Here is a 13,990-nt window from a genome sequence, read left to right on the forward strand (position 1 = left end):
AAAATCAAGCATTATCGAGCAATATCCACTAGATATGACAAGTTGAAAAGGAACTATGCCAGCATGGTATCGCTGGCATTTATGTTAATGTGGCTACCAATGTATTGCTGAGCATAAAACGTACAGCAAAGATCAACACGCCCTAGTCATCACTTGAAGTAGCTTTTCCCATCGTTTATCAGTTAGTATTGTCCTTGGCATGGTGAACTCAGTTGTGATTTGTTTTTGGCGAAATGATTATAACCTTCACCATGTCGTTTAAAAAATCATCACGAAAGATCAACAGACCCTAGCGACTTGAAATAATGTGTCTAGGATTAATTGAAAAGTAGCATGAAAAATTAAGATAATTCATTTCATGTGAATTATATGTTTTAAATGTGTATTAAATTGGTAAATAACAAAAGGGGGCGAGGGCCCCCTTTATGTTTTAGTAGTCGCTCACGTGTTTCTGGTTACGGTGAGCATTTTGCACTCTCTTGTAATATTTAGTCTGTTGTTTATATGTGGCTCGTTTTTGCGCAATAGTTGCACTGTTGTGCTGTTGCTCACGGATAAGTTTAAGGTAGTTATTCAGCCTTCTTTGCTCGAGATGACCCGATTCAATCGCTTGACGAATACAGCAACCCGGTTCGTCTTGGTGTTGGCAGTCTGAGAAGCGGCATTGTGCAGCAAGAGATTCTACGTCAGAGAAGGTTTCTGCAACGCCATCGGCACAGTCAACCAACTGGAGTTCGCGCATTCCAGGAGTATCAATGAGCACTGCGCCGCTTGGCATGAAATGCAAAGAACGACTCGTTGTCGTATGGCGCCCTTTACTATCACTCTCCCTGATTCCACCCGTTTGTTGCGCCTGTTGCTGCAATAAACTGTTGACTAAGGTTGACTTGCCGACCCCTGAAGAGCCCATAAACGCGACGGTTTTACCGCTGTTACACCAAGCAAGAAGACGTTGACACTGTTGATAGTCCAATGCATTGACTGACTCTACCATTAGCAGAGGGTCTAGCTTTTGAACTTGTGTTTTTTTCTCATCGAGTTGCTCGGTTAGGTCTGCTTTCGTCAAGACGATAACAGGATCTACCTCTGCTTCATGTGCGATAGCCAAGTATCGTTCGATCCGGCTGAGGTTGAAGTCATCATTCAATGAGCAAACAATAAACAGCGACGTCACATTTGCGGCAATGAGTTGTTCAGAGACTTTACTGCCGGCCGCTTTGCGTTGAAAGAGCGACTGACGCTCTAACAGACGGACGAATCGCGAGTCAACATCGAGCAAAACCCAGTCACCTACCGTCATGGAAGGTAGAGACTTGTGAATTTCTAAGTTGATTTCGCCTGACTCACACAGCAACTTATATCCGCTTCGATGGTGCTCAATGACTCGAGCGGCGATTCGTTGGTGTTCGATATCTTCAAGTGTTAACTGTTGCTGGAAAAGATTGTTCCAGCCAAGTGTCGTTAATGACATTGCTGGTTGTGCTTTGGTATTCATATATGCCCCAAGCTTACAGAAAATCTGTATCTATTAATTAGATTTGCTAGGGTCTAAGACCCCGGTTTGATATACACCGGGCAATGAGAAGGGAAGGGGAGTTTTAATTAACCAAGCTTCGCCGTTCCTGCCGGGTGGGTTGTTAGTACAATCATCGTATCCTCCTATGGAACTGTTTCAGTTTTGTGCAATTCTAGCAAAAGAGGAGGGCGAATGCCCACCTCTGCTCGTCACTATTTTTAGTGCTTGTGTTGCATTCCGCTCATGACTTTTTTCACTGGTGCGGTGAACGTGTATTGTTCACCATTCGCGAACGTGAGTTGGACGTCGATTTCTTGATTTTCCGCTAGTGGCTGTTTGAGATCGAATAACATGATGTGCAAGCTACCCGGTTTTAACTCAACTTTTCCTTTCGCAGGGATGGTAATGCGGTCAATCTGACGCATTTTCATGACTTCACCCTCTTTAATCACATCGTGAAGTTCAACCTTGCCTGCCGCTTCGGTTGTAGCAGAGACAATATAGCGCTCTTGTTCACCTCTGTTCATAAACTCACCGAATACGGCGCTCGTAACGGCTGTTGGTGGCGTCGCGCGCGCATAAGCGTGATGTGCCATGATGTCCATTTTAGCGTGAGCCAGTGGGCTTAGAACCAATGTTGCTAGTAAGAGGGCTTTAAGTTTCATTCAACTATCCTTCTGAGATAACAGTTTTAAAGGTTTCGACCAGCGGAGCTGGTGTCAGTGTGTGTGGCACTTTGGTAATCAATGTGCCATCTGGTTTTAGGAAATAGAAATAAGAGCTGTGATCGAGCGTGTATTTCAACTGCGAGTTTTCTAACTCGGTCTTGCGAAAAATAACGCCATATTTATGGGCAAGCGGTGTCGTTACTTCAAGTGGCGCAGATACCCCCTCGATCATCGGGTGGAAATATTGTGCGTACTTGTAAGAATCAGAGGCGGCATCACGCTCCGGATCAAGGGAAATAAATATTGGCCGAAACTGTTTTTTCACCTCGTCATCGACTTGGTTTAACGCCCCCGCTAACATGGCAAGCGAAGTTGGACAAACGTCAGGACAGCGAGTGAAGCCAAAGTAAACAACGCGTATACGTGAATCCTGGCTGTCGAACAGGTCAACAGGCTGATTATTTTCTCCAAATAACACCACCTTCGAATCAGATTGTTCTACTGACGCTGATTTAGGTTGTTGATCAAGGTAGCTTTTTAGCCCAAAACCGAGCACAAATGCGACGACTAAAATTAACGACCAATTACGACTCATCGTTCCATCCTTATTGAGATTTTTATTGATTCTTTGCTATCGCTGACCGTACCATACCAAGTCATTGCCCCGGTTGTGCAAACAGGCAGGATTATCTGACCAGAAAAGCCACCTTGTGGGGTTTTATCCAGCTTGAAGACCACGGTTCCCATGTCCATTTCATACCCTTGCAGGGACAAGAGAAGATATTCACTGTCGGATTGCGGCCAAGTAACATCGATTTGGGTTGGGACTAATGGCTGACTGGTATCTTTGTCGACATATATCGCCACTTCGTTATGTTGGCAGCTGTTGGTTGTTAGTAAACAGTATTGATCAAGAGAAATTGATTGTTTAGTCGATTGGAACCAAGAAATTAGGTCACTGGCAAAGAACCCGCCACCAAGAGCGGCAATGATTAGCAGTAACTTTGCAATGGTAGGCATGATGTCCATCTCTAGGATTTATAGCGAGTGCAATGCTAGCACATAACGCCATAAATCTATGAGATAACGAGTAAAAATGTGCTCATTATCAAGCCTAGCGAGCTTGACTGTTCTTGATACCATAGATGGCGTGATCGAGAATACGTGATCCAATTTTTTCCTGATTAGTCAGGATTCCTTCTAACGTCATTCCGACCCTTTCAGCCACCTGTCGACTGGCTCGGTTATCTACTGCGGCAGAAAGTTGTACTTTCTCTAGCTGTAGTTGCTCAAACGCATATGTAATCAGGAATGTGACGACTCGAGTCATGATTCCTTTGCCTTGATGGTACTGAGATAGCCAATAGCCAACTTCAGCACATAGCGTATCGGAATTGATGCTGTTGAAACTGCAGTTTCCAACCAGTTCTCCCCGATAGAAAATCGCACAAGTCATAGATTTTCCATCTGCATACTCGTGCAACGCTCGTTGAACAAATAGGCGAAAATCTTGCTCACTATTGCAGTGCTGAGGCCATGCCAACCATTGTGACAGATAGTCTATCTGTTCTTGAATCAAAGATGTGTACTGTGGTGCGAACGATTCTTGGACAAGGGCGATGGAAATATCGTCATCGATTTTTTGGCTAAACATAGTGTCTCATTTGCATATTTGTTTCGGTCTAAACTAACAGACTTAAAAGGTGATTGCTATATGCTCAGATTGTTGATGCGAAGAGTTCGTTCACCTATCAGCATTCGTTACACGTAGCCCAGCTGACCGAGTTTATGGCTCGAAAATTGGGGTACTCCAACCAAACTAGTCGAACGCTTTATCTCGCTGGTCTGATTCACGATATTGGCAAGCTTAAAACGCCAAGCTCTATCTTGCATAAACCGAGTGCACTGACTGATGAGGAGTATGCGTGTATTAAGCGCCATGCTACGGACTCTAGGCATGCGTTACAAAGTATGTTTACTAACTCGAAAGTGATTCAGTGGGCCTCTAACCACCACGAGAGACTTGATGGGTCAGGTTATCCTCTAGGACTGACAGCCGAAAGCTTAGATGGCCCTAGCCGACTGGTTGCGGTTGCAGACGTTTTTCAAGCACTCACTCAGTCGAGACCCTATCGAGCAGGTTTGCCGCTGGAGAATGCAATCAGCATTATTGGTGACTTAGTTGATAAAGGAAAGTTAGATAAGCAAGTGTTTGGCTGCTTGGTCGCAAACGCCGCAGAGTGTTACCGAATCTCAATTGGGCAGTCTTACGATGAGCCAGTGGTCGCATAGCCGCTGGCACAGATAAAATTACTGCTTGTTGATAAAGGCTTTGAAGCGAGCTTGAGTCTCCGCGTCGGCCTTGCTGTACCAAAAATGGAGCATCTCTTCAGCGGTATTGTCTCCAACTTGAACGTTTTTCTGATCCAGTTTAGCTGGAAGAGTGACGGCAACCACTGCGGTAGTTGAAACTGCCGCAACTCCGCCTCTTCGGTTGTAATCCGCCAGTTCAATTTGATGGTTGCGCCCAATCTGCATACCATCTTTCACCAGTTTGTCTTGCTTCATTTCGATCGCTTGCCCACTGGTATCGATCAATGCCCATTCAAGGTTACGAATTTGCTTCGCGCCGTCGTGCTCGTTGCGATATTTAGGTAAGTCAAACTCGAGCTGAGTCTCACTTGCGGTAAAGGTACCAATGATGGGATCGCTTTCTAGAATGATGCGGTCTTTGCCTTGATCGAAATAGGGCTGGTACTTGAACAAAATTTGGTTTTCACCATCGGGTAGGGTCAGGGTCTTGGTGGCCGAAAAAATACTGCCGGAGACATCGGGTTTACTGTCGTTAACCACCAAAACATCAATGGTGTCTGGAATAGCGATTGTGACATCCGCAGCAGCAGTGGCGCTGATACCTAGCGTTGCAGCGGCAAGTAGTGTTGTTCTAATTTTCATTTTTGTTTCCAAGTAAACAGGCATTTATTGTTTAAGAGAGTGCCTAGCTCACTCAATGATTTCAACAAACAAATGTGAGAAGTTTGAAAAATTCATCAAAGCGTAATGTCACTTATATGAGTGCGCGTTGCGAGTGATAAATTTGAGCTATGTTTCACGGTAACTGGTGTTTTGTTTCCGCTATACTCAATGAAGTGTTCAATGAATCAGGAGGATGATGCTGTGGCATATACAAATATGTTAGACAACAGACTAGTGTTGTCGTCATGGTATAACATTGACTACACCCTATCTTTACTCAATAAAGAGTCAACGTTTCGTTAATTCCCTCAGGTGCGCTCGCGCCTAATTAAATACATCTTAACTAAACTCATTCGCGACATGACATCGCGAATCGAACAGATCTATCTAAAGGAAATTCACAATGAAACGTATCCCAGAACCTTTCCGTATCAAAATGGTTGAACCGATCAAAATGACGACTTATGACGATCGTGTTAAAGCGTTGAACGAAGCGGGATTAAATCCATTTTTGCTTAGAAGTGATGACGTCTATATCGACCTGTTAACCGACTCTGGAACCGGTGCCATGAGTGATAATCAGTGGGCCGGTCTCATGATGGGGGACGAATCGTATGCTGGTAGCCGTAACTACTACAATCTTTGTGCCGCTGTGGAACATTTCTTTGGCTATAAGCTTACCGTTCCTGCCCACCAAGGGCGTGGTGCTGAACAGATTCTATTTCCGGCGCTGATCGAACGTATGAAAGCCGTACGTGGCGGTAAAGATCCGGTTTTTATCTCTAATTATCACTTTGATACAACGGCGGGTCATATTGAGTTGAACGGTGGCAAGGCAATCAACGTGGTTGATAAACATGCCTTTGACACCGCTACGCCATATGATTGGAAAGGTAACTTTGATCTCGACAAGCTCCAATCCGCTATTGCTGAATATGGCGCTGAAAACATCTGTGCCATCATCACTACGGTTACGTGCAACAGCTCGGGTGGTCAACCTGTCTCGATGGCAAACATGCGTGCTGTCTATGAGATTGCGGCAAAGAATGATATTCCAGTGGTGATCGATTCCGCACGCTACTGTGAGAATGCTTATTTTATAAAGCAACGAGAAGCGGGATATCAAGATAAGTCGATTTTAGAAATCATTCGCGAAATGTACCAGTACGGCGACATGCTGACGATGTCTGCGAAAAAAGATCCAATGGTGAATATCGGTGGTCTGTGTTGTATCCGAGATCATGAAGAGTTGTTTCAGGCCGTGCGTACCCGCTGTGTTCCAATGGAAGGGTTCGTTACTTATGGCGGTATGGCGGGACGTGATATGGAGGCCTTAGCTCGTGGTCTGTATGAAGGTGCTGATGAGGACTATCTTCACTATCGTATCAGTCAAGTCGCCTATTTGGGTGAACGACTAAGAGAGGCAGGTATCCCTATCCAGTACCCAACGGGTGGACATGCAGTCTTTGTCGACGCTGCGAAGATTCTTCCACATATCCCAGCCGATGAGTTTCCAGCTCAGGTACTGTGTAATGCTTTATATCTAGAAGCCGGAATTCGAGCTGTCGAGATTGGTTCATTATTGTTAGGTCGTGATCCTGCTACTGGTGAACAGAAAGCATCGGAGCTCGAGCTAATGCGTTTGACGATTCCGCGCCGCGTCTACACCAACGATCATATGGATTACATTGCGGATGCGATTATCGAGTTAAAAGAGCGTGCACATGAGCTAAAAGGGCTTACTTTTGAATATGAACCGCCTGTTCTTCGTCATTTCACGGCGCGGTTTAAGTCGAAATAGTCCGTAAATTCTTGCAAATTTTGCTACTAAATAACTGCCGTACTCTTTGAGTGCGGCAGTTTTATGTATCTCTTTGTTATTGATAAATAGATTTATAGCCTGGAAATTATCTAACAGATCTATCACTATAATACTTAATGCTAACTGTTGGTTTTTGGGGCAATGTCTTATTTGAGATGTAATAACATGATAACAAATTGTTAATTTCTGACTTTCACTCGAAAGTCGTAGTTATCGTCATACCTAAATGACGGAAGTTTCTTAAATACTTGTCGGGATGTTCTCTGTTTTGTGGGGAGCAGATTGAACTCTAATTTTAGAGTCGACAAACAAGGAATGAGAGAAATTAGGTATGAATCGTATAACTTTGTGTGCCGCGAGTATCGTATTGGCGATGTCGGGCATAGCAGTGGCGGCGCCTGCAGTGCCGATAGTGGATAAAAATGGTTCGAATGATCTTCAGTTTTCGAAAATTCAATTAGCAATGGAAACCACTTCTGGCTATGACCAGATGGTCCAATATAGCGAACTGGTCGACATCGCTATTCAGTTTAACCAGTGGAGTAGTAGTGTTACCGGTGACACGTATAAGATCTACTTTGATGGTCAGCAAGTCGCGACTGGTCCGATTAATGGCGCACAAACCGTTGCTAGCTTCACCTATAGCCAAGCTGGTCGTTACCAGCTTACCGTTGAAGCATGTGACGCTACAGTCTGTAGCACCAGTGACCCCGCAGAGATCGTTATTGCTGATACTGATGGCGCTCATTTAGCTCCGTTGCAGATGAACATTGATGCCAATAATAAGTCTTATAATACCGACCCTAATACCGTCGTCGGTACTTACTTTGTAGAGTGGGGTATTTATGGTCGAGACTTCACCGTAGATAATATTCCAGCGGATAACCTTACTCACATTCTTTACGGATTTATCCCAATTTGTGGCCCGAATGAGTCACTTAAAGCGGTAGGCGGAAATAGTTTCCAAGCGCTTACTACCGCTTGTCAGGGAATGTCTGACTATGAAGTTGTCATTCACGACCCATGGGCTGCTTATCAGAAAAGCTTCACTCAGGCAGGCCATGAGTACAGTACGCCAATCAAGGGCAACTACGGTATGTTAATGGCGCTTAAACAGCGTAATCCAGATCTTAAAATCATACCTTCAATTGGTGGTTGGACACTTTCCGACCCATTTTTCGACTTTACCACCAAAGCCAATCGAGACACTTTTGTCGCCTCTGTAAAACGATTCCTGAAGACATGGAAGTTCTATGATGGCGTTGATATTGACTGGGAATTCCCGGGTGGTGGTGGTGCCGCTGCGGATTTAGGTGACCCAGTTAATGATGGTCCTGCTTATATCGCTTTGATGCAGGAACTGCGCGTTATGCTTGATGATCTCGAAGCGGAGACTGGACGCACTTATGAACTGACGTCTGCGATTGGTGTTGGCTACGATAAGATTGAAGATGTCGATTATGGCAATGCAATTCAATACATGGATTACATCTTTGCCATGACCTATGACTTCTATGGTGGTTGGAACAATGTTCCAGGACATCAGACGGCGCTTTACTGTGGCACATTTATGCGCCCGGGCCAGTGTGATGGTAGCGGTGTTGATGAGAATGGTGAAGCATACAAAGGTCCGGCATACACGGCAGACAATGGTATTCAAGCACTGTTGGCACAGGGTGTTCCAGCTAACAAACTTGTGCTGGGTGCGGCGATGTATGGCCGTGGCTGGGACGGTGTGACTCCGGATACCTTGTCCGATCCAACAGACCCAATGACAGGTACAGGTAGTGGTCCTCTGACAGGCACTACTGCTCAAGGTGTCTGGGAAGCGGGTGTGATTGATTACAAAGGCATTAAGTCGTACATGTTGGGTGCGGATAATACTGGCATTAATGGCTTCCAGTATGGTTATGATGATCAAGCACAAGCACCGTGGGTATGGAACCCAAGTACTGGCAAATTAATTACTTTTGATGATTCGCGTTCTGTGATTGCTAAAGGTAACTATGTACGTCAACTTGGTCTTGCTGGTCTTTTCTCTTGGGAACTGGATGCAGATAATGGTGATATCTTAAACGCAATGCATGAGGGTTTGGCTGACGGTAGTGTAACGCCTGATAATCGCAATCCAATTGCTCGCGCCGGAGCGGATGTTACGGTTGTTGGCCCTGCAAGTGTGACACTTGATGGCAGTGCTTCTAGTGATAGTGATGGCAGCATCGTTAGTTACCAGTGGACACAGACGGCGGGTACGTCTGTCAGCCTGAGCGGAGCGGCCTCAGCTTTAGCAAGCTTCGATGTTGTTGAAGTCACTCAAGCGGAAACACTTTCATTCCAATTGAGCGTTACTGACAACGAGGGTGCGGTCGCCACTGATACCGTCAATGTTACTGTTAATCCAGCCGATCAGCCAGTTAAAAACCACGCTCCTGTAGTAGAAGTTTCGGCACCTGCTAATGCAAGTCAGGGGGATGTGGTACAAATTACCGCCTCAGCAACAGATGCAGATAATGATCCTCTTACTTACAGCTGGCAAATCCCGGCGGGTCTAGAGGCGACGATCAACGGAGCGTCAGTGAGTTTTGTTGCGCCAGAGTATAGCCAGGATACTTCATTGATATTCACTGTGTCGGTTAGTGATGGTCAGGCTACGACGGCGGCATCAAGTACGGTTGTTGTCGCTGCCTCAACGGGCACTGGTGGTCAGTGTGACAACTTGTGGGATGCAACCATTCCTTATCCAAACTCAGGTACTCAGGTAGTATGGGAAGGTTATGTGTGGGAAAACAAATGGTATGCAAACATTGGAGAGAACCCATTGAACTCCGGACAATGGGGAGTGTGGAAACAAGTCGGTATCGCTGACTGCTCTGCACAATAACTTAGATCAATAGTTATTTAAATGAAAAGCCATTCGGTTCCGAATGGCTTTTAATGGTGTAAATTTAGCCAGAACAACTAACTAGTTGACGGCTCTCACTTTACCTTGCTTCAGATTATTAAGAACTTCCGATTTCGGACCGTCTGCAATGATACAGCCTTTTTCCATCACAATGACGCGGTCAACCACATCAAGCATCGACGTCTTGTGGGTAATTAAAATCAAGGTTTCACTCGCCTTAAGTTGGGCTAGTTGCTGCTTAATGTGCATTTCTGAGCGGTTATCCATCGCACTGGTAGGCTCATCCATCAGCAATACTGGAGGACGACCGAGCAGTGAACGGGCAATGGCTACTGCCTGACGTTGACCGCCAGATAGCAACATACCACCTTCACCGACTTGTCTCTCTAAACCGGCAGGGTCCTGCTGAGTAAACACGGTAACACCAGCACGGTTCGCTGCATCGAGTACATCACGGTCGTCTGCTAACGGTCGACCAAGAGTAATGTTGTCGCGGATACTGCCATAGAACAATTGACTATCTTGCGGCACACAGCCAATGTTACGGCGAATATCAATATGGTGCAGCTGATCAATATCGGTGTCATCGATACGTACATGACCTTCGGTCGGCTTGTAAAGCCCCATAATCAATCGCTCTAGCGTGGTCTTACCGGAACCTATTCGACCAATAACGGCGACTTTTTCACCTGGGTTGATGGTCAAACTTAAATCACGGATAGAGGCTATTGGTGAATCTGGATAGTGGAACGTCACCTTATCCAGTTCTATCTTGCCATGGATGATAGGGCGGTGAATGTAACGTTTACCTTGTTCTTGTTCATCCGGCATCGACATCACCTGCTCAATGATGGTCATTGACGATTTTGCTTGGTTGTAGCGGGTCGATAGCAAAGACAGTTGGACCATAGGACCAATTGCTCGGCCACTGAGCATAGTCGCCGCGATTAGGCCACCCATTGTTAGGTCTCCTTCTGCGATCAAGTAAACACCCAGTATAATCATACCGACGTTGGATGCCTGTTGAACGAAGCCTGCGGTATTTTGAATACCATCTGTGATTCTGCGGCTCTTAATGTTCCAGTTCGCCATGTGAGCCACTGCTTCTTCCCAGCGGAACTGGAACTGGCTTTGTGCACCAAACAGTTTGACCGTTTCTAGGCCAGACAAGCTCTCAATCAGGTTGGCATACTTCTGCGACGCTAAGCGTGAGCCCTCTTCGATGGTGTGTTGAAGCGGACCTTGGATCAGTAGTGAGTAAATAACCAGAATTAATACACCGACGATAGGCACGATCACCAAGTTACCTGCCATCAGCCAGATCAAGATCAGGAACAGAATCGCGAAAGGCAGGTCAATCAAAGAGCCTATAGTCGCCGAAGTAAAGAACTCACGAATCGATTCAAACTCCTGCAAATGTCGGGCGAAGGCACCGACAGAAGCCGGACGAGCTTCCATTCGAATTCCCATTACCTTGCTGAACAGTTTCGAGGAGATCAGTATGTCGGATTTCTTACCGGCTACATCAATAAAGTAGCTGCGCAGTAACTTGAGTGTTAAGTCAAACAAGAAGATGACAAAGATACCGCTGGCCAAAACCCACAAGGTTTCAAACGCTAGGTTAGGCACGACTTTGTCGTAGACCAAACGAGTAAACATTGGCGCGGCGATGGCGAATAAGTTGATTAGAACCGAGGCGATAAGTACATCGCGATAGATCTTTTTCGATTGCCAGATAGTTCCCCAAAACCAGTGCCCTTCACGCGTCTTGAGTACTTCTGGGGAGCGTTCGTCATAGCGGAACTGCTTTTTAACCAGAAAGTAGCGTCCTATGTAGAGCTCTTCCAATTCCTTGAGTGGAATCGAAATGGGTACCAAGCCTGACGTTCCGGTTACGATTTCGGCTTCGCTGCTATCGTCATTAATGCTGTTCAATACACAAGCATCGCCACTTTTAAGTATCAACACCACCGGAAGGACTAATTGAGATATGTCGGTCAATGCCGATCGGTTTTCTTTCGCTACTAAGCCTGCGCGTTCAGCGGAACGTGGGAAAAGAAAAGGGGTTAGCTTACCGTCTGAAAGCGGTAAGCCATTGATGAGTGCCTCTGGAGAGTTTGCTAAACCGTAGTATCGACTGACGTAGATAAGCGAGTTTAATAGCGGATCCTGCATGCTATACCTTTATATTGTTATTTATCTACGATAAAGCCTTGGAAGACTTCAATAAAGTGTTCTGATAAGAAATCCAGCTGCGTCTGAGTTTCGACACGCGATGCAATCGTCTTAATGCCCAAGTTATGGGCGGTTCTAGAGATCGAAGTCAGAGTGAACTTCTGTTTCTCATCATCAAGGTGATGCGTGTACAAGTAATCAAGCTTCACATAAGCTGGACGGAATTCATTGATGTAATCCAATGATTGGAAATTACGTCCATAGTTGTCAACACCGAAATCTGCGCCAGCAGCACGGACGGCATTACAGAATAGCGCCGTATGGTGCGGAGAGTTGATAAAGCAGTTTTCTGGAATCTCAAAGTGCAGTAATGACGCGATTGAATTGTGCTTGTTAAGCAGTTGCGTTACCCAGCGAATAAAGCTTGGTTGTGAAATGCTGCTCTGTGCAATGTTGATGGCAATCGGCTCTTCAAACTCTCCAGATTCAAGTCTTTTGACAATAGATTCGATAACGTACTCATCGAACAGATGACTGGCGTTAAGCTGTTCAAGAGCGAAAAGGTATTGGTTTGCACTGTATCGCTCGCCATCTTTCTCAATCGCAGAGAACACTTCTCGGTGGTAAGCCTTACCCCAGCTGTCATTAGCGGCCTGGAAGCGGAAACTGAACCAATCGTTGCTGATGGCCTCTTCCACCAAGTTTTTCCACTGCTGTTTACCCATCAGCCCTTCACTGCGTTCGCCTGTGACGTAACCATAGCTCAGCTCTGGATTTGATTTTGCATTGGCCAGAGCGTTGTCGAGCATGGTTAACAATTCAGACGAGCTGGTGGAGGCTTTGTTGTAAACAACACCTAACGCCATGTTAGACGTAGCCATACCAGTTGGGTCGGCATTTATATCTTGGACATAAGTAACGATACTTTCTGCGATGAGTTTGAGATCGGGTTCTTCGGTATTCGGTAAGATGAAACCAAACTCTTCCGTAGAGATACGCGCGAGTGTCACGTTTGGTGACGAGAGAGAAACTTTAAGATGATCGGCTAACTCACGAACCATGCCATCACCTGCTTCGTAGCCTTTGTCATCATACAATTCGCGGATAAAACTCGCTTCTAAAATCGCCACACCACCAATACCTCCTTCACCAATCCAAGAATTAAGTTGGCTCATGTAGTATGCGCGGTTACCCAGTTGTGAAACAGGGTCGATATAGGCGCGTTCACGCAGTTGTTGTGCTTCTTTTGCTTGAGCTTGGAACGACTTTTCAAGTTGTGCCGACATGCTGTTGATACCATCGACAACATAGATGAGATCTTGGGTTGCAGGTCTTGGTAGCGGCTCGCCAAACTGGTTTTTAGCAACCTGTTCCATCTTATTGACGATAAGTTGAAGAGGGCGCAGCGCACGCTTGAGGATGAATGAGATAGAGAACAAGCCAATGAGCATGATGATACAGAATGCAATCACTAGACGCTCAAATGCAAGCCATAGCTGGGTGTAGGCTTCCCCAGGGTGACTCACAATCTCAACTTCGGCAAGTTGCATCCAACCACTGGTCACGACCCGACGATCATGGATCTTCTCAAACAAGTTAAGGTTAGTGAACCACTTAGGCACATTGTTTGGTTTGATCGGATATGAACGGAGTATTTCATCGCCAGTGTCTAGGAAGATCAGGCGCACAATCGAATAGCTACTGCCATCGAAAAGTGCATTGATTACTGATTCAACGGCCACTTGGTCCTTGTCTTCCAAATAGGGCGCTAAAGCCAACCCCACGGTATTGATGGTGTTGTTCACCTCAGAGCGTTGTTGTTGAATGAGGTTACTTCGTGTTGTGTTGAATTCGATGATAAACACCGAAATCAATAACATCAAAATCACCGCAATCATGCCCGCGACAAGTTGTTTATATAACGTCATATT

The 13,990-nt window shown here is 45.7% G+C and carries 10 protein-coding genes and 2 pseudogenes; 4 read left to right on the plus strand and 8 right to left on the minus strand.

The features are described 5' to 3' along the window. Positions 1-111: pseudogene (locus QTN94_RS12060) on the plus strand (IS5/IS1182 family transposase); the annotation flags it as partial. A 319-nt stretch (positions 112-430) separates the two neighbouring features. Here the strand turns inward: QTN94_RS12060 and rsgA are convergent. The 5 genes from rsgA to QTN94_RS12085 form a co-directional block, all read right to left on the minus strand. Next, complete coding sequence (gene rsgA, locus QTN94_RS12065) at positions 431-1,495, minus strand: ribosome small subunit-dependent GTPase A (RefSeq protein ID WP_331427764.1); 1,065 nt, start codon at positions 1,493-1,495, stop codon at positions 431-433. Positions 1,496-1,734: 239 nt separating this feature from the next. Then, positions 1,735-2,181: a copper chaperone PCu(A)C gene (locus QTN94_RS12070; protein ID WP_138970864.1), complete on the minus strand. Its 447-nt coding sequence runs from the start codon at positions 2,179-2,181 to the stop codon at positions 1,735-1,737. A 4-nt stretch (positions 2,182-2,185) separates the two neighbouring features. Continuing rightward, the gene (locus QTN94_RS12075) at positions 2,186-2,779 is read right to left on the minus strand and encodes an SCO family protein (RefSeq protein ID WP_331427765.1); all 594 of its coding nucleotides are present in this window, start codon (positions 2,777-2,779) and stop codon (positions 2,186-2,188) included. Beyond that, positions 2,776-3,204: a hypothetical protein gene (locus QTN94_RS12080; protein ID WP_331427766.1), complete on the minus strand. Its 429-nt coding sequence runs from the start codon at positions 3,202-3,204 to the stop codon at positions 2,776-2,778. The genes QTN94_RS12075 and QTN94_RS12080 overlap by 4 nt, the downstream gene beginning before the upstream one ends. Positions 3,205-3,298: 94 nt before the next feature. Beyond that, on the minus strand, positions 3,299-3,838 hold the full coding sequence (locus QTN94_RS12085) for a GNAT family N-acetyltransferase (protein ID WP_331427767.1): 540 nt from the start codon (positions 3,836-3,838) through the stop codon (positions 3,299-3,301). 62 nt (positions 3,839-3,900) lie between these two features. Here QTN94_RS12085 and QTN94_RS12090 point away from each other — a divergent pair. Continuing rightward, a pseudogene (locus QTN94_RS12090) lies at positions 3,901-4,476 on the plus strand (HD-GYP domain-containing protein); the annotation flags it as partial. 18 nt (positions 4,477-4,494) lie between these two features. On the opposite strand, the gene QTN94_RS12095 reads toward QTN94_RS12090, so the two are convergent. Continuing rightward, positions 4,495-5,139: a DUF2057 family protein gene (locus tag QTN94_RS12095; RefSeq protein WP_138970868.1), complete on the minus strand. Its 645-nt coding sequence runs from the start codon at positions 5,137-5,139 to the stop codon at positions 4,495-4,497. A gap of 424 nt (positions 5,140-5,563) precedes the next feature. On the opposite strand from QTN94_RS12095, the gene QTN94_RS12100 reads away from it, so the two are divergent. Further along, the gene (locus QTN94_RS12100) at positions 5,564-6,961 is read left to right on the plus strand and encodes a tryptophanase (RefSeq protein WP_331427768.1); all 1,398 of its coding nucleotides are present in this window, start codon (positions 5,564-5,566) and stop codon (positions 6,959-6,961) included. 352 nt (positions 6,962-7,313) lie between these two features. Further along, a complete protein-coding gene (locus QTN94_RS12105; protein WP_331418177.1) occupies positions 7,314-9,863 on the plus strand; it encodes a glycosyl hydrolase family 18 protein in 2,550 nt (849 codons plus the stop codon). Positions 9,864-9,944: 81 nt separating this feature from the next. On the opposite strand, the gene QTN94_RS12110 is transcribed toward QTN94_RS12105, so the two are convergent. Next, positions 9,945-12,059, minus strand: a complete 2,115-nt coding sequence (locus QTN94_RS12110) for a type I secretion system permease/ATPase (protein ID WP_331427769.1) — start codon at positions 12,057-12,059, stop codon at positions 9,945-9,947. 17 nt (positions 12,060-12,076) lie between these two features. After that, on the minus strand, positions 12,077-13,987 hold the full coding sequence (locus tag QTN94_RS12115; RefSeq protein WP_331427770.1) for a bifunctional diguanylate cyclase/phosphodiesterase: 1,911 nt from the start codon (positions 13,985-13,987) through the stop codon (positions 12,077-12,079). Between the last annotated feature and the right edge of the window lie 3 nt (positions 13,988-13,990).

The organism is Vibrio sp. M250220, assembly GCF_036533795.1.
Lineage (GTDB): Bacteria > Pseudomonadota > Gammaproteobacteria > Enterobacterales > Vibrionaceae > Vibrio.

Coding starts and splice junctions, on each gene's coding strand:
- rsgA (WP_331427764.1), bottom strand. CDS start 1,495: ATGAATACCAAAGCACAACCAGCAATGTCATTAACGACACTTGGCTGG.
- QTN94_RS12070 (WP_138970864.1), bottom strand. CDS start 2,181: ATGAAACTTAAAGCCCTCTTACTAGCAACATTGGTTCTAAGCCCACTG.
- QTN94_RS12075 (WP_331427765.1), bottom strand. CDS start 2,779: ATGAGTCGTAATTGGTCGTTAATTTTAGTCGTCGCATTTGTGCTCGGT.
- QTN94_RS12080 (WP_331427766.1), bottom strand. CDS start 3,204: ATGCCTACCATTGCAAAGTTACTGCTAATCATTGCCGCTCTTGGTGGC.
- QTN94_RS12085 (WP_331427767.1), bottom strand. CDS start 3,838: ATGTTTAGCCAAAAAATCGATGACGATATTTCCATCGCCCTTGTCCAA.
- QTN94_RS12095 (WP_138970868.1), bottom strand. CDS start 5,139: ATGAAAATTAGAACAACACTACTTGCCGCTGCAACGCTAGGTATCAGC.
- QTN94_RS12100 (WP_331427768.1), top strand. CDS start 5,564: ATGAAACGTATCCCAGAACCTTTCCGTATCAAAATGGTTGAACCGATC.
- QTN94_RS12105 (WP_331418177.1), top strand. CDS start 7,314: ATGAATCGTATAACTTTGTGTGCCGCGAGTATCGTATTGGCGATGTCG.
- QTN94_RS12110 (WP_331427769.1), bottom strand. CDS start 12,059: ATGCAGGATCCGCTATTAAACTCGCTTATCTACGTCAGTCGATACTAC.
- QTN94_RS12115 (WP_331427770.1), bottom strand. CDS start 13,987: ATGACGTTATATAAACAACTTGTCGCGGGCATGATTGCGGTGATTTTG.